Below are 21,879 nucleotides of genomic sequence, written 5' to 3'. Positions count from 1 at the left end.
AAAGGGACTTAATTCGGGACTACCAAAATCATTTTTTAAGCGATCTTATTCAGAATATCCTCAATGTTCCGAACTACTTCAGCTGCATTTTCTTTGGAAAAACAGAGTGGGGGCTTGGTTTTTAGCACATTGTCATGTGGTCCATCTGTGCTGATCAGGATGTTTCGGTTTCGAAGCTCATTTTTGATCCGCGAAGCTAAAGCAGTATCGGGGTTAGTGGTTCCTGATTTTACCAACTCCACTCCAAGGAATAAGCCAGAACCGCGGACATCTCCAATGCAGGAATGGTTTTTCTGTAATTCCTTAAAAAGTTCGAAATAGTATTTGCCAACGATTCGAGCATTTTCTTGGAGATTTTCTTCTTCGATTGCTTCCAAAACTGCAATGCCGATTTCGCAGGAAACCGGATTCCCTCCAAATGAACTGAAAAACTCCACGCCCTTACTGAAAGAATCTGCAATTTCTTCTGTGCAAACTACCGCCCCCATAGGATGTCCATTACCCATTGGCTTTCCCAATACGACCATGTCAGGAATAACGCCTTGGACCTCATAGCCCCAAAAATGAGTTCCCACTCTTCCAAAGCCTGTCTGAACTTCATCAGAAATGCAAATTCCTCCTTGATTTCGAATGGCAGGATAAAGTGCTTGGAGATAACCTTTGGCTAAAGGAACTTGGCCGCCACAACCGATTATCGGTTCTGCGATAAAGGCTGCGATTTTCCCATCGAATTCTTCTAATTGAGCTATGGCGTCTTTCGCATAGGCTTCCCCTGCGGAACCATCGTCCTTTTTGTATTTCCCCAAATAAGTATCCGGAATGGCAGCTTTCAAGATATTCGGCTTTTGTCCGATCCCCTTTTTGTTACTGAATTTATAGTCGCTGATATCAATCGAAATCTGGGTATTTCCATGGTAGCCATGCTCCATGACCATGTAATTTTGACTTTTGGTATGCGCCGTGGCGATCCGCATTGCGAGATCACTTGCTGCTGATCCGGAGTTGACAAAGTACACTTTACTCAGGCTAGGAGGGAATTTAGCTAAAAGCTTCTCCGCGTATTCTGCCAAAGAATCATAGAGGTAGCGGGTATTTGTATTGAGCTTTGCCATTTGGCGCTGACCAGCCGCCACCACCGTTGGATGCGAATGTCCGACATGAGGAATGTTATTGTATGCATCAAGAATCGCATTTCCCCGGTCATCATACATGTATTGAAAAGCCGCAGAAGTGATAGCAATCGGGTTTTTGTAACTCACCGAAAGGATAGGCGAAATGGACTGATACCTCCGCTCAAGTTGGGCTTCAATTGGGATAAATTCTGATACAGGAAGATTTACTGCCTTCTTGAAAATGTTGGAAGCGCCTAGTGGGCTAATTGCGATCCATTTCCGAAGGGTAGCCCAAGCTGCTTTTTCACTGATGGTAGCATAGCTGTTTTCGGGATCTACTTTTCTGGCTTGAGCAGATTGACAGACAGAAATACAAAGTCGAGCGGCAATCAGATAGTAGAGTATTTCTAGTTCCTGAGCTTCTAATGGAAGTTTTTGATGATAAGCTTTTAGAAAATCCGTTACCCAATCCAAGGGTTTTTCCTTGTCATAAATGATATAAGTCAATGCAATTGCAACCTCATTGATCAGCGGAGAATAAGTACAATCTCCGAAGTCAATAATTCCGGTAACTTCACCGTCTTTGGTCAGGATATTCCACTCATTTGCATCCCCATGGATCAGTTGCTTTCGGAGTTGGTGCATGATTGGAACCACATTTTCTTCAAATTGAAGAAAAAAGTAGCGGACAAGACTTCTGTCTTGGGCAGATGGTATGGACTCAATCAGCGGTTTATTCAGCTGCAAATATTGAATATCCCAATCCAGCTGCCTGGAGCGTAAAACATAACTTTTACATTCCTTTAATCCTAAATCCAAGTCTGCCAAAAAGCTACCTAACGATTTATAAGTAGTTTTTGATGGAGGAATTGAGCCTAAAAATTCTCCTTCAAGAAAACTTAATAACCGAAACATGCTTGGCTTTCCGCTCAGTTCTTTTTTCAAAAGAAATTGGCCTTTCTGAAATGGAATTGGCTTTGGGATTCCGGAATTGATATGGGCTGAAAGCTGAAGTAAAACCTCATTTTCTGCTTCTAGAATGTCTGCGTATTCTGCTTCGAAAGGGTAGGTTTTGAGAATGGATTTTTTACCTGAATCAACTATGGAATAATTCAGATTAAAATAGCCGGCTAAGATTTTGATTTCGGGGTTTTGGAAATTGAATTCTTGCTTTAGTAAATCTTCCAGCTCATTCATTATTGGGAGGGATTCGTTGTTTAGATCGAATTATTGACCAATATCTCAATTTCTAAAGCGATAAAAAAAGATTTTAAATGATCTGCTTGTGAAATCTTGCTCACCAAAATGAGCACTGTTGGCCAATCGAGTTGAGTGATGATGAAATTTTTTTATGACCCAAGTTTTTAAAGTTTCAGATTGGGTTTTTCTAGATGGCCTTCAAATAAAAAACCCCGACAGAATAATCTGCCGAGGTCTAAAGTTTTGTCTTTATAAACTATCAATAGGTATACTTCATATATACTTTTCGAATCAAAGTTTGATCATCAGGCGCAATCATTATTTCTGAAGGGCTATCCGCCATAGTTCGCATCATTTCCATTTTTGGGTAAACTTGCTGAGGAGTATCTAAGGATACACGATGAACCCGGATTGTTTTAATTCCTAAAGTTTGGGCAATTAATAGGGCTTTACTTTCGGCATTTTTTAAAGCTTCTACCAACATTGCGTCTTCAAGCGAATTTCTGCTTGCCTCAGATACTTGGAAATGTAGATTGAAACTCATGTCTCCTGCTTCTTGTATTGATTCCACAATCTTTTGGAGATCCTCATTCTTACTTCCTGAGATGATTCTTAAACTCTGCCGTGCTACGTAGCCGCTATCTCTCGAAACTCCGCTTCGGTAGACGCGATTGATGTCTACTGAGTAATTGTCTGCTATTAATTTATAATCTTTGATTTTTGCTTTTTTCAGCGCGTCTGCAAGATTCTTAGTCTTTCGATTAAGTACTTCCACCGCAGAAACGACTTTCATGGACTTTTCTTCTAGATTTATCGTAAAAGTTGCTTCATCAGAAGCGACTTTCCGCATGGATACACCCTCAATTTCAATTAAAGGAATCTTTAAATCCTCTTGAGCAAAAGCTACAAAGCTTACTAAAATCAATAGAGCTGTTAAGGTATGTTTCATGATAATTGTGTTTGTTTTCAATTTTAACAGTTCAAAAGTGAAGCCAGACTTAGTTGATTTATCAGAATTTGGAAATCAGAGATCTTAAAAAAAATTAAAATCCGATCTAATAATCTTTCTGTAAAAGAAGTTTTTGACTATTTCCATTCTAAGGTTTCAATATCGTTCAGTTCTGGCCCACCATATCGTTCGGCCGATCCAGCTGCTACGTACAATTTGCCTTGGTAATAAATTACGCCAGTACCATGTCTACCTTGATTTAACTCCGGAAGATTGGACCATTCACCAGTTTTGGTATTCAACACTTCCACTTCTGAGTGAGAAAGTTCTTGGGTACTACTTTCCCCATTCATGACTACTAAAAACTCATTGTGTCCAATTGAAGAGCTACCACCTCTCGGTGTCGGTAATCCATTTTTTTCTGTATGCCATGTGCCGGTATTGAAATCATAATAATCTACTTCTGAAATGGTCAATTCCAACACTTTGTCAATAGCCGCATGAGAAATTCTGCCTCCTGCTACATAAGCTCGATCTCCAACCATTGCGGCACCAAAGTGGTCTCGAGGTCTTGGTGCATCGGGTAAGACTTTCCAAGTATCAGTTTTTGGGTCATACTCATCAAACCAAGCCACATGACCCTCCCAATGCCCATCAATGATCCCACAGACTAGGTAGATTTTTCCTTCTCTGGAAAAAACTCCTACTGAACCACGAAGCCTATCCGCAGGAATCTTTGGCCCTTTTCGCCAAGTATTCGTTTGGGGGTTGAAAATCAGGAAATTCTCTATTGGTTTCTCATGTGGATAGGGACCTGATAAAGCTCCGATCACATAGATTTCTCCCTCGAAAGCCAAGGCTTGAAAGTGATGGAAATTCATTGGAGACTCTGCTAATTTCTTCCATGTGTTGGTTTTGGGATCAAATTCTTCAACCGGCCGATCTGTACGGCCACCCAGTGCATAAAGCTTGCCGTCTAATTCTACCAGAGAGTTTTCATGTCTTGGAGATGCTTCATTTGAGGTGTCCAAAACCTCCCATCCTCCTTTTTTACCACAGGCGCTTAAGGAAAAAACTAAAATGAAGAGAAAAATGGTCGATTTCATAGGTGAATAGGATTTTAGATCAAAGTACTAAAAAATGGGAACCCATAACAAAAAAAACACGGACATACCGTGGTTTTTTTGATCTAAATCTCTAAAATTAAATCTTTAAAAGCTGAGACTATTTTTAAAATTATCGCTATGACTTTTATTTCCCCAAATCCAAAATGTCCCGAATCTTATTAATATCCGACAAATCTGAATAAATCGAGTCGCTATCACTTTGGGCAACTTTTGCGCGGATATCAGCAAGGTTTGCAATATATCCATCCAGAGCTGCCAGAATATTGTCTTTGTTTTCGGTAAGAATAGGGGCCCACATCGCTGGACTGGATTTTGCCAATCGTACGGTGGAAGCAAAACCGGAACCTGCCATGTCGAAGATGTTTTTGTCATCAGCCATTTTTTGTAAAACCGTTTTTCCCAACATAAAGGAAGAGATGTGGGATAAATGAGAAACAAATGCCAAATGACGATCATGCTCCTCCGGATCCATAAATCGAAGCTTCAGATTTAGTGCATCAAAAAGAGAATAAGCTTTTTCTTTAAGATGTAAATCTGTTTTTTCCATTTCGCACAGAATCATCACCTTTCGATCTAATAGATCAGCAAAAGCAGCTTTAGGGCCAGAATATTCTGTCCCGGCAATTGGGTGTCCAGCCAAATATTGCGCTCGCTTTGGATGATCGGAAACTTTAATACAAAGCTTAGATTTAGTTGATCCAAGATCAATTACCAAAGTTTCTTCTCCGATTTGATCAAGCATTTTAGTCAATAAATCACCCATCGTATCTGCCGGAGTCGCTAGAATTACGATATCGGTATCCGAGTCCGGGTTTTCTTTGACTTCGGTGATAATTCCCAGAGTCAGCGCATCTTTTTGATTTTGTTCGGAGATATCTGAACCAGTTACTTTCAATTCAGGGAATTTTCTTCTGGCAGCGAGACCAAAAGATCCTCCCAAAAGTCCAAGTCCAATGATGTGTATTTTTTTCATAGTCGATTATGATTTGATTCGATTAATAGCTTCCAGGATTTTAAACTCAGGCATGCAAAGCGATATTCTGATATATTCCTGTCCTTCTGCACCAAAGATTTTTCCTGGAGTTAAAAAGATATTTTTTTCATATAAAAGCTCATCTACCATTGCATCCGCTGTTTTTCCATTTGGCACTTTACACCAGACGAATAATCCAGCTGTGTCCTTGGAAAAGCTTAAACCAAGTTTTTCTGCAAGCTTCCAAACGAGTTTTCTACGGTTTTGATAATTTTCGTCCAGTTCGGCAAACCAGTTTTTTCCCAAATTCAAAGCTGCAATTGCCCCTTTCTGAATCCCGAGAAACATCCCTGAATCCATATTGCTTTTCACTTTGATGACTGCTGCGATCCAGTCCTCACGGCCAGCAAGTAATCCCACACGCCAGCCTGGCATATTAAATGTTTTGCTTAGCGAGTTCAATTCCAAGGCTACTTCCTTTGCTCCCGGAATTGATAAAATGCTGTTGGGCTCAGGATTGAGGATGTGGCTGTAGGGGTTGTCATGAAGCAAAATAATGTCATGCCGTTTGGCAAAAGCTACCAAATCTCGCAAAATCTGAACGCTTCCGGTTGCTCCGGTGGGCATATGTGGATAGTTGATCCACATGATTTTTACTTTTGAAAGATCTGATTTTTCCAACTCTTCCAAATTTGGTCGCCCTTTTTTCTCGAGATCCAAACTATAGTAGATTGGAACTGCACCAAGTAATTTGGAAACAGAAGCGTAGGTAGGGTAGCTAGGATTAGGGATCAAAACTTGATCTCCGGGATTTAGAAAAGTCATACTGAGATGCATGATTCCTTCCTTTGAACCCATCAGAGGTAAGATTTCCTTCGCGGGATTAAGCTGTACCCCATATTCGCGCAAGTAAAATTCTGCCATGGCTATCCGTAATTCGGGGATGCCTTGATAGCTTTGATAGCCGTGAGCTTTTTGATTTTCAGACGTGCTTCGCAAAGCCTCGATTACTGATCGGTCTGGGGATAAATCAGGACTGCCAATGCCTAAATTGATGACAGGCTTTCCATCTGCGATCATCTGATTGACTTCTCGGAGTTTTGCCGAAAAATAATACTCTTCTACCGTGCTCACACGATCTGCATATCCCTTCATTGCTTTCTGCTCAAATATTCTCCGAAAATTTTTACCTCACCGAAATTAAGTTGACATAATTCCATGGCTTCTTTAAATGAAGCGTAATTTTTAAATTCTGCATCCATAAAAAATGCATATTCCCAAGGTTTGTCAATCACCGGGATCGATTGAATCTTACTCAAATCCAGACCTTTTTCAAACAACATGGTTAATAATTTAGCCAATCCGCCAGCTTGATTTTTGATTGTGATTTTGAAAGAAGCTTTGTTCGCGGTGTAAAGTGTTTCTGTTTTCTCTTTTTGCAAAATGATAAATCGAGTGAAATTGTCTTTCACCGTTTGAATATCCTTTGCGAGGATTTCCAGACCATAAATCTCAGCAGCGATTTCACTGGCAATTGCAGCAGTGCCTTTCAGTTTTTGCTCCGAAATTCGTTTCGCTACTGACGCGGTGTCAATGTCTTCTACTTGGATGATCTGGGGATATTTAGCAAGAAAGGTTTTGCACTGAAGTAAAGCCATGGGATGTGAGGCAACTGAAAGGATATCCTCGATTTTCTGGCCGGGCAATGCCATGAATTGATGGGCGATTGGCAAGTAATATTCATCTCTGATATTCAGTTCATAGCGATCAATCAAATCATAGTTTGGGAGTATTGCTCCTGCGATGGAGTTTTCAATCGCCATCACTCCAAATTTTGCTTCACCATTTGCCACAGCTTTTGCCACTGGTTCAAAGGTGTTGAAGGTCAATAGTTCTGCATCAAGTCCAAAATATCGGATGGCTACTTGATGATGAAATGAACCTGGGATTCCTTGGATGGCTACTTTAAGTTCGCTCATGCTGATTTTTCAGTTTGAATACCTGCCAAATTGCAATGTTTCCAAAAACTTGGATAAGACTTGTTGACCACGGATGGATCTTCAAAAAGAACCTCCGTTTTGGTAACCAATGGCATAAATGCCATAGCCATCCGATGATCCTCATAGGTATGAATCTGAACTTGATGTGGCATTGTGACAGATGGGATCACCTGAAATACATCGGGTTCGATTTCTTTAAGTTCGGCATTAAACTTTGCCAATTCTTGCTGAAGTGCATGGATTCGATCTGTTTCCTTGATCCTCAAACTCTCCAAACCAGTGAAAATCGAGTTTTGACCCAAAATCGCACAAGTCACGGCGACAGTCTGAGCAAGATCGGGGCAATGTGTGAAGTCCCATTTTTCCAAACCGCTCACTCCCTTTTTTTGAAGTAAAACGCCACCGTTTTTAAAAGTGGATTTGATGCCAAGGAAATCCATGATTTCTACGATTTTAGAATCACCCTGAAGGCTATTTTCTTTTAATCCCTCCAGGAAAAATGTCCCTGAATCAGCACAAGCAAGTAGGCTGAACCAGTAGCTTGCCCCGGACCAATCGCTTTCTACGGCAAAAGAAGTAGGGGTATAGGTTTGATTGAGTATTTCGATTTTGTTCTCTTTCCAAGTGTATTTAATACCAAATTGAGCCATCAATTCCAGCGTCATTTCGATATAGGTCTTGCTTCCAACTTTTCCCTCAAGCTCCAATTCAAGGCCTTTTGGAAGCAGTGGAGCTATCATCAACATGGCAGAGATGTATTGACTGGAGACATCCCCGCGAATTTTAACTTTATTATTGGATTGTTCTTTCAGTCCATGTATCGCCAATGGAGGATACCCTTCAATATTCAGATAATGAATTTCAGCACCGATTTCCCGTAGCGCATCGACCAGGATTCCAATTGGCCGCTGACACATTCTGGCTGTTCCGGTCATGACTTTATTTTGCTGTGTCACGGCTGCAAAAGCTGTCAGAAATCGCATCGTCGTACCTGCATCCAATACATCATAAACTGGAGGATTTTTTTTCAGTAAGCTGATCATGGTTTGCGTATCTCTAGCTTCAGCAAGATTGGAAATGCGATTTTCCCCATCTGTCAGCGCATCAATCACCAAAACGCGATTCGATTCACTTTTGGATGAAGGTAAAGGGATAGAAATGGTATCAAAATAGGATTGCTGCGCAAGGCGAAGGATTTCCATGGTGTCAGTTTTCAAAGAAAATTAGGTAATAAGTTAGCGACTTTGGTAGTATAAAATAGCCTCGCGAATCTCTTGTCGAGAAATCGGGATGTTGTACTGACAGTCCCCAATTTCCTTCAAAAGTGAAAATAAGAGGCTATTTCCTTCATTTTTTTTGTCCTGAAGGCAAAGGTCCAGAACCGATTCTATTTCAGATTCCTCAATTGTAATTTTGCCGTAGACGGAAAAAAAAGCAGCTTCGATTTTAGCTAATTCTTCTGCAGAAAGGCCAAGTTTCTGCTTTGAAAGCCAAGCTTCGCAAATCATGCCGGCAGCAATTGCTTCTCCGTGTAACAAATGTTTTTCTCCGTCAAGGTAAAATGTCTCAAAAGCATGTCCTATGGTGTGCCCAAAATTCAAGATTTTGCGAAGTCCTGCTTCTTTTGGATCTGAGGATACTACTTCAGTTTTGATCGCAATGGAGTGTCTTATTAACTCTTTCCAATCTGACTCTTCCCAGTTTTTGAAATTTAAACTTTCAAAGTAGGCTTTATCTCGAATCAGTCCATGCTTGATAACCTCTGCGAAACCAGACCGAAGTTCATTCTTGGGAAGAGTTGAAAGGAATATTTGCGAAATCAAAACAGTTTCAGGCTCATTAAATACTCCCAGATGATTTTTCAATCCCTCGAAATCAACTCCCAGTTTCCCACCTACGCTGGCGTCAACCTGAGAAAGCAAAGTAGTCGGGATATTGATAAATCGAATTCCTCTTTTATAAATACTTGCACAAAAACCGCCCATATCTCCCAAAACACCACCGCCTAAATTGATCACTAATGCCCTTCTATCCAAAGCCGCATCAGTCATGGCTGCCCAGATTTCCATGCAGGTAGCAATAGTCTTATTGCTTTCACCTGGCTGAACTACAAAGAGGTTTATATCAGCGAGAAGCGCTTTTTCAATAATCGGGAGACAATGAATTTGGGTATTTGAATCAACAAGAATAAAAAGTTGAGAAAAACTCAATCGCGCTAAAAGCGAATGGAGGTCTTCTGCCGGTTGGTCTGAAAAGTGGATCGGATTCACAAGGACTGTAATTTTACTGAAGCCAATATAGTCGAAAATTAGGCAAAGAAGAGCAGAGAAAGCTCCCCTTTGCCTTTACTTAGCTCAGTATGTTGTATTTATTTTTTAATGGGACTTGCCTCACGAAGTTGTTTCTCTTGACGCTTCACAGATTCTTCATGAATGCAATAAAGTAACTCCTTCATAAATTTTTCACTAAGATGTTTATTGACTCCTTTTTGAGTTCTGCTTTCCATTACCTCTTTCCATCTGTCGGATTGAAACACGGTTAAATGATGCTCTCGCTTATGCGAACCGATCTGATCAATAATCGCAAAGCGTTCCTGAAGGATATCCAGCAACTGGTCATCCATGTGATCCACAGCTCTTCTCAAATCCTGAAGCCGCTCGTCTGGCTTCATGCTTTCCAAAGGCTCTTTGAAATCGATCGAATTGATCATTTCTTTTAGGGCAGCTGGAGTCACTTGCTGTTTTGCATCAGACCAAGCTTTGTCTGGATCATGGTGGGTCTCAATCATCAATCCATCCAGGCCGAAGTTCATCGCGCGCTGAGCAACTTCAAGTAATCCATCTCTTTTTCCTACAATGTGGGAAGGATCGTTAATGACTTCCATTCCAGTCCAGACCCGCTTCAGGTGAATCGGCATAGACCAGTTTGGCTTGTTTCGGAATCGCTTATCATAAGCATCAGAGAACCCACGGTGAATTGCCGCAATTTTATCAATTCCAACCGCATGGAAACGCTCCAGTGCACCAATCCAAAGATCAAGATCCGGATTCATTGGATTTTTTACCATTACAGGAATGTCAACACCTTTAAGCGCTTCTGCAATTTCCTGAACCGCAAATGGGTTGACAGTGGTTCGAGCTCCCACCCAAAGAACATCGACTTTATGTTTCAATGCCAATTCTACGTGTGCTGCATTTCCAACTTCAGTGGTGATTGGAATATTCAAGTGATGGCGTACAATCTCCATCCATTTTAATCCTTCTTCTCCCACACCTTCGAAAGATCCTGGTCTGGTCCGAGGCTTCCAGATTCCGGCTCTGAAAAGTTGAGGAACCATATTCTCTTCTTTCATCTCTTTACAGATCTGCTCGATCTGCTCGGGAGTTTCTGCAGAACAAGGTCCTGCAATAATCAAAGGGCTGGTCAATCCTAATCCCCAATCTTTAATTTGTTTGTGTGCTTTCATGGTACTGAGCTTTAAATGAAAAAAGCCCGGGTCTTTCGAACCGGGCTTTTGTGTTTATATTTTCTTTTAGTTTTTGGCTAGACAATACACAGCTCCGATTCGATTTTGGCTTCGAAAGTAAAAGTAGAAGAATGTAAAATAAATCGCTGCTGCTAATAACATGTCTCAAAAATAGGAGGGGACTTTTTAAAAACAAAATTATTTTTTACCGACTTCTTTATCAATTCAATAATTCCAAGGGCGATTCTTTGATTTTTATCTAAATAGGTAAAAATAACTGGGTGAAACAGATTATAATTCTGTTTTAATTTTAAAAACTGTTTATTAATTCTGAAAAAGAATTTTCGAAATTTTTATTGATTTGCTTAATGATCTGCTGAGCAATAAAGTTTGGTTTGCAGTTTTTGCTAATTCTTAATTCAAGAAGATTAAAGATTTGCAGATAATTTCTGAAGTTCATTCCTATAAAAGAATCATTAAAAAATTTCTAATTCAAAAGGTGAATTATCCCGCTTTCATCTTTTTCAATTATCATAACAAAACCTAAGCTCAAGCTGTTTTTTTGATATCTTTGCAACTTTATTTGCCATAAATGCCTGTAAAATCCAATATTTCTTTTGAAAACCTGGAAGTAGCTTTTGCTTCCAAATCCGATGCAGAACTCCGGAAAGTTTACCTGGTTTTTGCCTTGCTGAATAATAAGTTTGTTTCAGATCTCGGTATAGCATTGACAAATATCTCCTTCAAATTGGGACTACCAATTAAAGGATTGATGAAACAAACCATGTTTGGACACTTCTGCGGTGGAGAAACTATCGCTGAGACGATAGAAGCCTGCAAAAGATTGGAGTCCTTTGGGATCGAAAGTATTTTGGATCTTTCTGTAGAGGGTAAAGGAGACGAGCAAAGTTTTGAAAAGACTACTGAAGAAATCTATCAGACCTTGGTAGAATCTGCGAAGACTGATTACATGCCTTTTGGTGTTTTTAAAGTTACCGGTCTTGGAGATTACCATATTATGGAGAAAATCCAGGCCGGAGAAGCGCTAACAGAAGGAGAGACCAAAGCTTTTGATCGAACTAAAGCCCGTGTAGATAGACTTTGCAAGGCTGCGCATGACCTAGGTCTAAAGATTCTGATAGATGCCGAAGAATCTTGGTTTCAAAACGTGATCGATGACTTGGCTTATGAAGCGATGGAGAAATACAATGGTGAGCGCTGCGTAGTCTATAATACCTTCCAGATGTATCGACACGATTCATTAGAGCGACTAAAGAAGGCAAATGAAACTGCTCAGGCTAAAGGTTATTTCTTCGGAGCTAAGCCCGTTCGTGGAGCCTACATGGAGAAAGAACGGGAAAGAGCTGAGGAATTGGGATATCCAAGTCCAATTCAACCTAATAAGGCCGCAACAGATCGGGATTATAATCTTGCTTTGGAATACGCATTAGAAAATGGTTGCTACCTGGTTTCAGGATCACATAATGAACAAAGCAATTTGCTTTTGACCCAATTGATCAACAAGCATGGAATTGACCCGAATTCCGATCGGGTATTCTTTTCCCAACTTTATGGAATGAGTGATAATATTTCCTTTAACCTTGCCAAAGCAGGTTTTAGAGTTGTGAAATATGTGCCTTATGGTCCAGTGGAAAAAGTGATGCCTTATCTTACTCGTAGAGCAGCAGAAAATTCCAGTATTGCAGGTCAAAGTAGTCGGGAATTTGAGTTGATCAAGCGTGAGATGAAAAGAAGGAAAAATAGTGGGCAGTAGGCAGCCCCGATAGCTATCGGGGGCAGTAGGCACTTGTCAGTGGGCAAAATTAAATCGAAAATAACTTAGGGGCATTTGGCCTTTGAAAAAATAGAAGAGACATGCAAGTTTTAAGCGAACAGGAATTAGAAAGACGGAAGGACAGGGAAGAGTTGATGAAGTTAGGAATCAACCCTTATCCTGCTGCTGCTTTTCCGGTTAATGTAACTGCTGATGATATCCATCGCAACTACGAAAACAGAAAAACTGATTACAAAGACATCAAGATTGCTGGTCGGTTGATGAGTCGTCGTATTATGGGATCGGCTTCGTTTGGAGAGATTCAGGATGCGAGCGGCAGACTTCAGTTTTACATTCGCCGGGATGATATTTGTCCGGGAGAAGATAAGACGCTTTATAATTCAGTGTTCAAAAAGCTCTTGGGAATCGGAGATTTCTTGGGTTTGAAAGGTTATATTTTCACCACTCAGACAGGTGAAATATCACTTCACGTGACGGAGATGACTGTTTTATCCAAGTCGGTGAAGCCGCTTCCGATTGTCAAGCGAGATGAAGATGGGAATGTCCACGATGGATTTACCGATCCTGAAATGCGTTATCGTCAGCGATATGTGGATTTGACAGTGAATCCTGAAGTGAAAAACACCTTCGTAACCCGCTCCAAAATCATCAGTCAAATGCGTCGCTACTTTGACGATCATGGCTGGTTGGAAGTGGAGACTCCAATTTTGCAGGCAGTTCATGGTGGAGCAGCAGCTCGACCTTTTGAGACCCATCACAATACCTTGGATATGCCGCTTTTCTTGCGAATTGCGAATGAGCTTTATCTAAAAAGGCTGATCGTTGGTGGATTTGACGGCGTGTATGAGTTTGGGAAAATGTTCCGAAATGAAGGCATGGACCGTACGCACAATCCTGAATTCACTTCCATGGAAATCTATGTAGCCTACAAGGACTACATCTGGATGATGGAAATGGTGGAGGAATTGATCGAGCAAGTGACTGAAAAAATTCATGGTAAAACAGAAATTACGGTAGGGGATAAGCGCATCAATTTTGCAGGTCCTTATCGAAGGTTGACCATGTATGATTCCATCAAGGAATATGCGGGCATTGATGTTAGCGAACTGGATGAGGCTGGACTTCGTGGAGTTTGCATGCAGCTGGCGATAGAGGTAGATGACACCATGGGTAGAGGCAAGCTGATCGATGAGATCTTTGGTGCAAAAGTGGAAGCAAACCTAATTCAGCCAACTTACATCACAGACTATCCGATTGAGATGACGCCATTGGCGAAAAAGCATCGGACAGAACCTGGTTTGGTGGAGCGTTTCGAATTATTTGTAAATGGAAAAGAAATCGCAAATGCTTATACCGAGTTGAATGATCCGATCGATCAGCGAGAGCGATTTGAAGATCAGTTGAAATTGGCAGCTAGGGGAGATGATGAAGCCATGGCGATGGATGAAGATTTCTTGCGTTCTCTGGAATACGGGATGCCGCCAACATCCGGATTGGGAATTGGAATCGATCGATTGACCATGCTATTGACTAATAAAACGACCATTCAGGAAGTGCTATTCTTCCCTCAAATGCGACCTGAGAAAAAGCAGGTCGAGATGTCTGAGGAGGAGAAAGGAATCTTCGAACTTTTGAAAGTAGAATCTCCTGTGGCTTTGCCAGCTTTGAAAGAAAAAGCAGGACTTAGCGGTAAGAAGTGGGATGTAGCTATGAAAGGCCTTACCGGAAAAGGAGTTGCAAAAGTGACTAAAGAAGGTGATGCCGTTACAGTGTCGCTGGTAGATTAATACTGGAAGCGTTTAGAAATTGAAAAACCGAGCTGAGAGGCTCGGTTTTTTTGTGGAAAATCTAGATAATGCCTGATCTCTTTCAGTTGAGTATTCAAATGATTGTACTCCTAAGTGTTTCAGATTTGAAGGAGCGATTGGTTGAAATAGCTCAAACGAGACTAAATTTCTATTTCAATTGGTTTTTCCCCGAGGAAAAAGCAAAGCAATCAATCCATTAAACTCTTTTTCAGCTCCACCACCGTTCGGAGTTCATGGAGCTCTTTCTGTACATTTTTTCTAATTATTAAGGTTAGAATGATTCCCGGGACAAAATAAGAAACAACCATGGCGGCCATCCAAAAACTACTCAGGTGAATAGCAAACTCAGGGAGTAAAAAAATAAACCCCAAAGTATATACGCCAAGTGTGAGATAGGTATAGGTACTATGAATTTTCACGCGGAGCGATAGGTATTTCTCCTCCTTTTCCAAGTTGTTGGAAGAAGGTTCGGTGATTCTGTCACTTTTTGCCTGTCCAATACTGTATGCTTCCAAAACAATTCGAAACAGAAAGAATCCCAACATCAAAGCCACTCCGATCTTACTCAATAAATCTTGAAAACTGAAAAAGAAGATCAGAAAATAACACATCACTAGGAAGCTTAGACCAAGAACAATCAGGTTGCCTCGTTGGAATTTGATACTGTTTTGGTTAAGTTTTTTGGCTTCTAGAAGTACATTTTGAGCGCTGGTAGGTGGAGCGATAGAAGTGCCTAAGTCTTGCCAGATAGCTTTTAAATTTTTATTTAGTTCAGTCATTTGGAATGAGTTTTTTGAGTCTAATTTTTATTCTATGAATTTTCACCCGAAGGTTGCCTTCATTAATTCCGAGTATGCTTGCGATCTCAGCATTTGGTATTTCTTCTAATAGCATCCCTGTAATCAATCGATCTACTTCTGATAATGCAGCCATTGCAGTGTATAGAGCTTTGATTGGATCAGTTTCATTTGAAGAAATTTCTACGGTATCCGGCTGCTCTCGAATTGCCATGCTGATTTTTTCGGACTTTAGTTTTTCCTTTTTGAGGTGGTTTAGGCAAGTGTTTACTGAGATTCGGTAGATCCAGGTTTTTGGTGTTGAATCTTGTCGAAACGTCCCTAGGTTGTTCCAAACTTGGATAAACACTTCCTGAGTGAGATCTTCTGCTTGGTCATTGTCTCCTTTCAAGAAGCCCATACACAATTGGAAAACCATTCGGTAATAGTCTTTGTAAAGGTGCCCAAAATATGTTTTTTGATCTTTAATCACTTGGATAAAAAGGATTTAAGCTGGCTCATAAACCACTCCGGCTGATCAAGCATAATGTAATGTTTACTCTCTTTTGCAAGTGCAAATTCTTTGTTTTTCAATCCTTCGTATTGTTTTTCCATATTTATCAAAGCTTTCGATCCAAAGGGTTGGTCTGCCACCAAAATCATTACTGGTACTTTGATCTCAGGCAAAAGTGGTCGACTGTCCAGTTTCAATAGATCCACATATCCATAGACAAAAGTTTTTCTATCTGCTATTTCCATCCATTGTTGCACTTGCTGTTGATCGACCGGATCAGAAATCATTCCTTGACTCATTTGAGACAAATAAGAATTCTGAGCAGCTTTGTCCATGGCGAGCAGTTGGTCATTATAAGGGCTTTCATAACCTAGCGCCTCCGCAAGAACTCCTGGCATCATCATTTCCCGCATGCATGCCAAGGCATCTACAATCATGACTTTTTTTACCCGTTCCGGAAATTCAGCTGCAAGATCAATTGCAAGATTTCCTCCCATACTATGCCCGACAAGAGTTAGGTTTTGAAGATTTTCGCTGGAAATGTAATGAATCAAGTCAGTTTTTACTTTTTCATACCAAGGGAAATCCACTGGGGCCACATCACCAAAACCCGCATAAGTCACTAACAAAGACTGGTGGTCAGGTAGTTGAAGAGAAGTTTCTTCCCAGATTTCGCCAGGCGTGGCAAATCCAGGTAGGAATAGAATAGGTTCGCCGGTCCCCAAAGTTTGGATTTCAATTGCACTTTGCGCTGACACCAAAGATGGCATTATAAAGGAGAGGTAAAGGAGTAGAATAGCTTTTTTCATTTTCAAGTTTTTATAGCTTAGAAATGAATTCAGGTTATTTGTTACAGGCTGAGGGAAAAAATATTTTCTAAGAAAAATTTAACAATGCTCCATTTCAACCGCTCGCTTTAGTGAGTGAGACTAATTGAAGATGTTTTGTTTAGGGTTGATTTGGTTAAATGTTGCCAAATAAAAGAAAAACCGAGCTGCAGGGCTCGGTTTTGGTTCAACTGGTTTGACTAGGTTAATTGATTCTACTTCTTCTCCTTTTCTGCATAGCCAAACACCTTTTGAAGTAAGGCTGATTTTCTGGAACTGACTTGCTCCCGGATTTTTAATTCCTCTTTTGCGATTTCGATGAAAAGCCCATCTATTGCTTTTTGGGTCACATAGCCCGTTAAATCTGTATTTACCTTTTTTACAAAAGGCACCTTATTGTAGCGGGTAGTCGCATCCTCCCAGTATTTGGTTGCGTCTACCTTTTTTAAGCTTGTTTCGATTATTGGGGAGAATTTGGCGTTGAGACTATCGCTGGTGGTTTTGGCAAAATACTGCGTAGCTGCATTATTTTCACCTAGAAGAATGTTTTTGACATCCTGAATACTCATTTGTTTTATAGCGCTTTCAAAAATCGGTTTCGCTTCAATAGCAGCATCTTCCGCAGCTCGGTTCACACTGACGATTACCTGATCGACCATGGATCCAAGCCCCAAAGATCTTAATGTAGATTCGATCTGTTTTGCTTCCGGTGGAAAAAGGATTTTAACATCCAGATTGCTTAGGTAGCCATCTTTCAGGTGAAGCCGTTCAGTACTGATTCCAGTGGCTTGTTCCAAAGCTTCCTTCAACGCGGAGTTGATTTCTGTGGAAGAAGGAGTTAGAATGGATTGGGACATGCCATCTGTAATTTGAGTGACTGTCGCGCAACTGGTTAGGATAAGATAAATTGATAGAGAAAAGGCCTGAGTGATTCTTTTGAACATGGATTGATTAACAAAGGGTGATTGGGAGCTTTAATAAGTCCTGTAATTCTTACGTAAGGTAGGTAAAAAGGATAAGTCAAGATTGTTTTGGAAATCTTTCGCACGGGTTAAATTTTGATCCAATAGAAATAAAAATGTCTACTTTTTAAATGATTTTAGTTAAGAAATAAACGAAGATCTATTATTAAGTAGGTTTTAAATCTGAATTCTGATTTAAAATTCATCTATCAATTTTTTTGATATCTGGTATTATCATTGAAAAAATGATAATTTATAGTTTCAACTCATGAAAATTCTTTAATCAAATGAATCTCAGACTCAATTCAGAATTTGGAACCCTCAAGGCAGTTTTGATGCATCGTCCTGGAAAGGAAATAGACCGACTGACTCCGTATAATAAGGAGTTTTTGCTTTTTGATGATGTGCCTTATTTGGAAGCCCTTCAGAAAGAGCATGATACCTTTTCAAATTTAATCAAGTCCTCTACGGGTGCTATGGTTTATCAGCTTCGAGAATTGTTGATTCGTGTGCTTTATGATGAGCAAATCCTCTTAAAACTCATGCAGGAATCCCTCCGTCGATCTGGACTATCTCATTTGGCTGAGGCGATCTTGGAGCGATATTCTACCGCTGAATGTGCCGGAATTCTTACAGGAGGATTGAAAATCCATGAGTTGAAGCGAAAAATACCCAATCTTAATCCGGGAGAATTGATGGATTATGCTTTTGCAATTTCCCCATGTCCGAATTTATATTTCCAGCGAGATCCAATGGCGGTAACACCTGGGGGAATTATTTTTTCAAGTATGAAAATGGAAGGTCGTCAGCGGGAAGCGGATTTGCTTCGTACCATTTTTGAAAATCATCCCGATTTCAAAGAGAATATCAATAAGCTCTATCCTGCAGAAGGGATGCATAGTCCTCCAAGCATAGAAGGTGGAGATATAATTATTTTATCCAATAAGGCTGTAGCTATCGGTAACTCGGAGCGCACGGATGAGAAAGCTATTTATCATGCTGCCAAAGCCTTGCTTGGTGAGGGAACAGTCGAGCGGGTTTATGAGGTGCATCTTCCTCAAAAGCGGCAATACATGCATTTGGATACTGTTTTTACTATTCTGGATGAGAATTTGGCATTGACTTACCCAGATGCCCTGAATTCTGTTTTGCAGACTTCGCTCTATACTTTAAAAGAAATCCGAGAGGATAAAGTGATCATCAAGCGGGAGGTTTTAAAAGAATCTCTTCTGACTATTCTAGAGCGGGAGATTCCTCATTTGGAAATTCTGCATACCGCTGACGGAAACCCTGATTATGCGATGCGCGAGCAATGGTTTGATGGAGCCAATGTTTTTGCTATCGGACCCCGTCGTGTGATTTCTTATAATAGAAATATCCATACGAATCGAGCACTTCGGCAAATGGGAGTGGAGGTTTTGGAAATCCCTTCTTCAGAACTCTCTAGAGGCTTGGGTGGGCCAAGATGTATGACGATGCCACTAAGCAGGTCCAGGGTTTAAGCGTTTTCAGATATATGATATTAGATGTATGATTTACTATAAGTCTGACATCTAATATCACAGATAACCCACCTATTAATTATCAAAGAATGATCTTCTTCGAGATACTTTTAGGTCTTGAAGGATACTTGACTTGACACGAATATCAATATTGTAAGAAGTGAATCGGCCAAAAGGAACCCAGTTGACGTTCATTTGCCAGCAATGTAGATCTCTGGCGATTCCGATCATGGTTTGAGTCAATTCCTTAGTCTGGGCATCATACCCAGTATTGAAATTGATTTTCCATTTTTCGGAAATCGACACATCCCCGCTCATATTGATGGTTTGGGTCACATTTTTGTTGCCACTTGGTTGTTTGTTGTAAGATAAATTATAACCAAAAGTCAAATTCCAAGGCACATTCCAATCAATGTATTGACTTGGGTCAGTGGCAATTCGATTGATTTCACTTTCAACAAATTGATTCATCCGTCCTCCTTCATTCAAAAATTGATTGGTCAATTCATCACGTACTTCGCCCTGAGATTGTGAGCTGTTCGGGTTGATCGAAGCATTGAGGTTTAAGCTTGCATTTCGGATAGCTCCAATTCCCTGTCCATTTTTCCATGCAAATTCATTGATTGATCGCGTGACTTCCTGTCCGCTGCTATTGGTGAAAGTTGCTACTGCGTAGGGATCTATCGTGCTTCTTAGGTTGACTGAGACTCTTCTTTCGAAGAAGCTTGTTCGTGCACTGATAGAGAATGGGGCTAATTGAAAGGAGTCTGCTGCGAAATTGTAGCTGGTATTGAAGTCAATACTCTCCATCAACGGAACTTTCTTGGTAGTAGCTTCAGTGGAGTCGGATTCAGAAAGGACTTTTGCTTCCAAAACACTTCTCAGATTGAAAGACATCGCTCTGGATTCTCCAAGAGGAGCACCGCTGTAGATAAATCCTTGCTGTCTTGAAAATAAGCGAGTATCTCCTTCTTCATTGATTTGGACTTCTTGATAATAACCTAATCGGGGATCTGAAAAATCCGGCGTGAAATTGAATCCTACCGAAGGAGTGAAAAGCTGTCTGATGGTCTGTGTTTTACCCTTTTTGAAATTATAAAATCCATAAACGTTTGTATTCAAATTAAAAGAGCTGTTGTAATAAGTCACTCTGTTAAATCCGTCCTCGACAATTTTATCTACCCTTTCTTGGGCTGGATTGTAATAGTAGTTTAATCGCTGCAGATACCAAAGCTCAGTAATGTTGACGGATCCGGTTGCAGTAAAATGTTTGAAGACTCTAAAATTTGAACTGATCGGAATTCGGTGTTGTGCGCCATTGTTGGCATTTTGAAGTAAAGTGCTAAAGTTTGCCGGTGTAAAAGGAACCAGTTCCGGTGCCTGTGGAGCCCCTGAAAGATCTCCTCCTACTCCTAAATCGGGTGTAATTCTGTTGGTGATCGAGTTTTGGAGGTTAAAAGTGTAGGCAATATTGAAAGTCTTAAGCGGTTCAAATTTCACATTTTTGAAAGGGCTCTGTCTATTCATTGCCACATTCATTGAGGGTAAACTCAAATTTACTTCTCCAGTTTGCACACTTTGAGAGTGTCTCATACTGGCTGACATGGTAAATGGAGTACCCGTGAAGGTCTTGGTGTAGTTGATGTTAGACTGGAGATCCGAAGTGACATTATTTTGGAAACTGTTCGGATTAATGATGTTATTAAAATAACTCGTGCTACCTGCATTTACCGAAGCAGAGAATCTACTGTTTCCTCGGCTTTCTGGATTATGTGACCAAGCAATCCTGAATGTGTTGTAATCAACGGGTTCTAGATCAGTTTCAGGGGATACGAATTTTTGAAAGTCAACATTCATTGATCCACTGTAGCGGTAGCGCTTTTTATAGACCGTTTGTGATTTGACTCCCCAGCCTCCATTGGAATAGATATCACCTGCAATTCGTGTGTGGAGGTAATCATTGATCGCAAAGTAATATCCAAAATCCCTTAGGAAAATACCCCGCTTTTGCTCTTGGCCATAGCTAGGAAAGATTATTCCTGAAGCTTTTTCCTCTGGGGTATCAGGTATGATTCCAAAAGGCAAGCCCAAAGGAGTAGGGATTCCATTGAAATACAAGTTAAATGGGCCTGATACTACTTGTTTTCCCTGGATAGACTTGATCTTATTGGAAGAGATATGCCAATGTGGATTGGTGAGTTTACAGGTGGTGTAATACCCATGATCAAGGTATATACTCCCATCTTCGGTTTTTTTGATCGTTTCGCCACGTAGTATTCCGTCCTGCTGTTCTGTGACGACATCTTTGATGATCGCTTTTTGAGTTTTGAAATTGTAGCGCATTTCCTTGCGAACTTCGTACTCAGTACCTCCTTGTTTGAAAAAGGGGTTTCCGGAGATATTTCCAAGGCTATCAGCTTGCCCGCTGGCGTAGATTTCGGATTTTTCCCAGTCAATCAAAATATAATCCGCGTCCAATCGCATATCTCCATATTCAAACCAAGCCTCTTTATATAGAATAAGTTTGTTGTTTGGGAAATCTGCAACTATTGAATCTTCAGCGAAATAGGTAATATCTGATTCTATGCCATTCCTAGGCACAATTTTTGTCGAGTCAGATATCGAAAGAGTATCAGCAGGAATGGAAAGCGTATCCTGAAGCCCCCTTTGTGTTGGTTGTGAGACCAGAGTGTCTGGAAAAGTAATTGGGCGCTCCCTTCTCGGCTTGACAGGGTCTTGTGCGTTCGCAAAATGCGTGAGGAGTATTAGCCCAAAAAAGGAAAATAAAAAGAGCCTTAGATTCTGCACTGCTGCCTACGCTTTATTTAATTTGAGTGAAATTTCGTGTAAAGTTAATTTTATTGCCCT

Annotated in this window: 18 protein-coding genes; 4 read left to right on the top strand and 14 right to left on the bottom strand. The window is 40.5% G+C overall.

The annotated features are described in order from the left end of the window. Positions 1 to 35: 35 nt before the first annotated feature. The 9 genes from BVC88_RS14895 to BVC88_RS14855 all read right to left on the bottom strand — a co-directional run bounded on the left by BVC88_RS14895 (position 36) and on the right by BVC88_RS14855 (position 10,827). Positions 36 to 2,309, bottom strand: coding sequence for an aminotransferase class III-fold pyridoxal phosphate-dependent enzyme (locus tag BVC88_RS14895; protein ID WP_075351509.1), 2,274 nt, complete (start codon positions 2,307 to 2,309; stop codon positions 36 to 38). Between the two features lie 262 nt (positions 2,310 to 2,571). Next, entirely contained in the window at positions 2,572 to 3,261 is a 690-nt protein-coding gene (locus BVC88_RS14890; RefSeq protein WP_075351508.1) for an SIMPL domain-containing protein, read from the bottom strand. A gap of 137 nt (positions 3,262 to 3,398) precedes the next feature. Further along, positions 3,399 to 4,367, bottom strand: a complete 969-nt coding sequence (locus BVC88_RS14885) for a Kelch repeat-containing protein (RefSeq protein WP_075351507.1) — start codon at positions 4,365 to 4,367, stop codon at positions 3,399 to 3,401. A gap of 145 nt (positions 4,368 to 4,512) precedes the next feature. Next, complete coding sequence (locus BVC88_RS14880; protein WP_075351506.1) at positions 4,513 to 5,361, bottom strand: prephenate dehydrogenase; 849 nt, start codon at positions 5,359 to 5,361, stop codon at positions 4,513 to 4,515. Between the two features lie 6 nt (positions 5,362 to 5,367). Continuing rightward, entirely contained in the window at positions 5,368 to 6,516 is a 1,149-nt protein-coding gene (locus BVC88_RS14875; protein WP_075351505.1) for a pyridoxal phosphate-dependent aminotransferase, read from the bottom strand. Continuing rightward, positions 6,513 to 7,340: a prephenate dehydratase gene (locus tag BVC88_RS14870; protein WP_075351504.1), complete on the bottom strand. Its 828-nt coding sequence runs from the start codon at positions 7,338 to 7,340 to the stop codon at positions 6,513 to 6,515. Before BVC88_RS14870 ends, BVC88_RS14875 begins: the two co-directional genes overlap by 4 nt. Then, positions 7,337 to 8,563, bottom strand: a complete 1,227-nt coding sequence (locus tag BVC88_RS14865) for a 3-phosphoshikimate 1-carboxyvinyltransferase (protein ID WP_075351503.1) — start codon at positions 8,561 to 8,563, stop codon at positions 7,337 to 7,339. The genes BVC88_RS14870 and BVC88_RS14865 overlap by 4 nt, the downstream gene beginning before the upstream one ends. A gap of 33 nt (positions 8,564 to 8,596) precedes the next feature. Then, the gene (gene aroB / locus BVC88_RS14860; protein ID WP_075351502.1) at positions 8,597 to 9,631 is read right to left on the bottom strand and encodes a 3-dehydroquinate synthase; all 1,035 of its coding nucleotides are present in this window, start codon (positions 9,629 to 9,631) and stop codon (positions 8,597 to 8,599) included. A 98-nt stretch (positions 9,632 to 9,729) separates the two neighbouring features. Continuing rightward, positions 9,730 to 10,827 (bottom strand): chorismate mutase, encoded by a 1,098-nt coding sequence (locus BVC88_RS14855; RefSeq protein WP_075351501.1) that lies wholly within the window; start codon positions 10,825 to 10,827, stop codon positions 9,730 to 9,732. Positions 10,828 to 11,419: 592 nt separating this feature from the next. Between BVC88_RS14855 and BVC88_RS14850 the strand changes: the two genes are divergently transcribed. The 3 genes from BVC88_RS14850 (at position 11,420) to BVC88_RS21365 (ending at position 14,630) form a co-directional block, all read left to right on the top strand. After that, complete coding sequence (locus tag BVC88_RS14850; protein WP_075351500.1) at positions 11,420 to 12,601, top strand: proline dehydrogenase family protein; 1,182 nt, start codon at positions 11,420 to 11,422, stop codon at positions 12,599 to 12,601. Between the two features lie 101 nt (positions 12,602 to 12,702). Next, a complete protein-coding gene (gene lysS / locus BVC88_RS14845; protein WP_075351499.1) occupies positions 12,703 to 14,409 on the top strand; it encodes a lysine--tRNA ligase in 1,707 nt (568 codons plus the stop codon). Between the two features lie 68 nt (positions 14,410 to 14,477). Further along, on the top strand, positions 14,478 to 14,630 hold the full coding sequence (locus BVC88_RS21365; protein ID WP_175574427.1) for a hypothetical protein: 153 nt from the start codon (positions 14,478 to 14,480) through the stop codon (positions 14,628 to 14,630). Here BVC88_RS21365 and BVC88_RS14840 read toward each other — a convergent pair. The 4 genes from BVC88_RS14840 to BVC88_RS14825 all read right to left on the bottom strand — a co-directional run bounded on the left by BVC88_RS14840 (position 14,619) and on the right by BVC88_RS14825 (position 17,491). Further along, on the bottom strand, positions 14,619 to 15,209 hold the full coding sequence (locus BVC88_RS14840; protein WP_075351498.1) for a hypothetical protein: 591 nt from the start codon (positions 15,207 to 15,209) through the stop codon (positions 14,619 to 14,621). The two genes, BVC88_RS21365 and BVC88_RS14840, sit on opposite strands and share 12 nt — an antisense overlap. Continuing rightward, on the bottom strand, positions 15,202 to 15,699 hold the full coding sequence (locus BVC88_RS14835; RefSeq protein WP_075351497.1) for an RNA polymerase sigma factor: 498 nt from the start codon (positions 15,697 to 15,699) through the stop codon (positions 15,202 to 15,204). Before BVC88_RS14835 ends, BVC88_RS14840 begins: the two co-directional genes overlap by 8 nt. Then, positions 15,696 to 16,529: an alpha/beta fold hydrolase gene (locus tag BVC88_RS14830; RefSeq protein WP_075351496.1), complete on the bottom strand. Its 834-nt coding sequence runs from the start codon at positions 16,527 to 16,529 to the stop codon at positions 15,696 to 15,698. Before BVC88_RS14830 ends, BVC88_RS14835 begins: the two co-directional genes overlap by 4 nt. Before the next feature lie 233 nt (positions 16,530 to 16,762). Beyond that, a complete protein-coding gene (locus BVC88_RS14825; protein ID WP_075351495.1) occupies positions 16,763 to 17,491 on the bottom strand; it encodes a DUF4197 domain-containing protein in 729 nt (242 codons plus the stop codon). Between the two features lie 305 nt (positions 17,492 to 17,796). On the opposite strand from BVC88_RS14825, the gene BVC88_RS14820 reads away from it, so the two are divergent. Further along, positions 17,797 to 19,011, top strand: a complete 1,215-nt coding sequence (locus BVC88_RS14820) for an arginine deiminase (RefSeq protein WP_075351494.1) — start codon at positions 17,797 to 17,799, stop codon at positions 19,009 to 19,011. Positions 19,012 to 19,086: 75 nt separating this feature from the next. Here BVC88_RS14820 and BVC88_RS14815 read toward each other — a convergent pair whose 3' ends face one another. Continuing rightward, positions 19,087 to 21,819, bottom strand: coding sequence for a putative LPS assembly protein LptD (locus BVC88_RS14815; RefSeq protein WP_075351493.1), 2,733 nt, complete (start codon positions 21,817 to 21,819; stop codon positions 19,087 to 19,089). Positions 21,820 to 21,879: the final 60 nt, after the last annotated feature.

Origin of the sequence: Algoriphagus marinus, from assembly GCF_001936475.1 — a bacterium.
GTDB lineage: Bacteria > Bacteroidota > Bacteroidia > Cytophagales > Cyclobacteriaceae > Algoriphagus > Algoriphagus marinus.
The sequence above is the reverse complement of the archived record's forward strand: the minus strand, read 5'-3'. Positions and strand labels throughout refer to the sequence as shown.

Excerpts from the sequence above, each read along its gene's own strand:
- BVC88_RS14875 (WP_075351505.1), bottom strand. The coding sequence starts at position 6,516 with ATGAAGGGATATGCAGATCGTGTGAGCACGGTAGAAGAGTATTATTTT.
- BVC88_RS14865 (WP_075351503.1), bottom strand. The coding sequence starts at position 8,563 with ATGGAAATCCTTCGCCTTGCGCAGCAATCCTATTTTGATACCATTTCT.
- BVC88_RS14870 (WP_075351504.1), bottom strand. The coding sequence starts at position 7,340 with ATGAGCGAACTTAAAGTAGCCATCCAAGGAATCCCAGGTTCATTTCAT.
- BVC88_RS14890 (WP_075351508.1), bottom strand. The coding sequence starts at position 3,261 with ATGAAACATACCTTAACAGCTCTATTGATTTTAGTAAGCTTTGTAGCT.
- BVC88_RS14830 (WP_075351496.1), bottom strand. The coding sequence starts at position 16,529 with ATGAAAAAAGCTATTCTACTCCTTTACCTCTCCTTTATAATGCCATCT.
- BVC88_RS14840 (WP_075351498.1), bottom strand. The coding sequence starts at position 15,209 with ATGACTGAACTAAATAAAAATTTAAAAGCTATCTGGCAAGACTTAGGC.
- BVC88_RS14850 (WP_075351500.1), top strand. The coding sequence starts at position 11,420 with ATGCCTGTAAAATCCAATATTTCTTTTGAAAACCTGGAAGTAGCTTTT.
- lysS (WP_075351499.1), top strand. The coding sequence starts at position 12,703 with ATGCAAGTTTTAAGCGAACAGGAATTAGAAAGACGGAAGGACAGGGAA.
- BVC88_RS14855 (WP_075351501.1), bottom strand. The coding sequence starts at position 10,827 with ATGAAAGCACACAAACAAATTAAAGATTGGGGATTAGGATTGACCAGC.
- BVC88_RS14885 (WP_075351507.1), bottom strand. The coding sequence starts at position 4,367 with ATGAAATCGACCATTTTTCTCTTCATTTTAGTTTTTTCCTTAAGCGCC.
- BVC88_RS14880 (WP_075351506.1), bottom strand. The coding sequence starts at position 5,361 with ATGAAAAAAATACACATCATTGGACTTGGACTTTTGGGAGGATCTTTT.
- BVC88_RS14825 (WP_075351495.1), bottom strand. The coding sequence starts at position 17,491 with ATGTTCAAAAGAATCACTCAGGCCTTTTCTCTATCAATTTATCTTATC.
- BVC88_RS14895 (WP_075351509.1), bottom strand. The coding sequence starts at position 2,309 with ATGAATGAGCTGGAAGATTTACTAAAGCAAGAATTCAATTTCCAAAAC.
- BVC88_RS21365 (WP_175574427.1), top strand. The coding sequence starts at position 14,478 with ATGCCTGATCTCTTTCAGTTGAGTATTCAAATGATTGTACTCCTAAGT.
- BVC88_RS14820 (WP_075351494.1), top strand. The coding sequence starts at position 17,797 with ATGAATCTCAGACTCAATTCAGAATTTGGAACCCTCAAGGCAGTTTTG.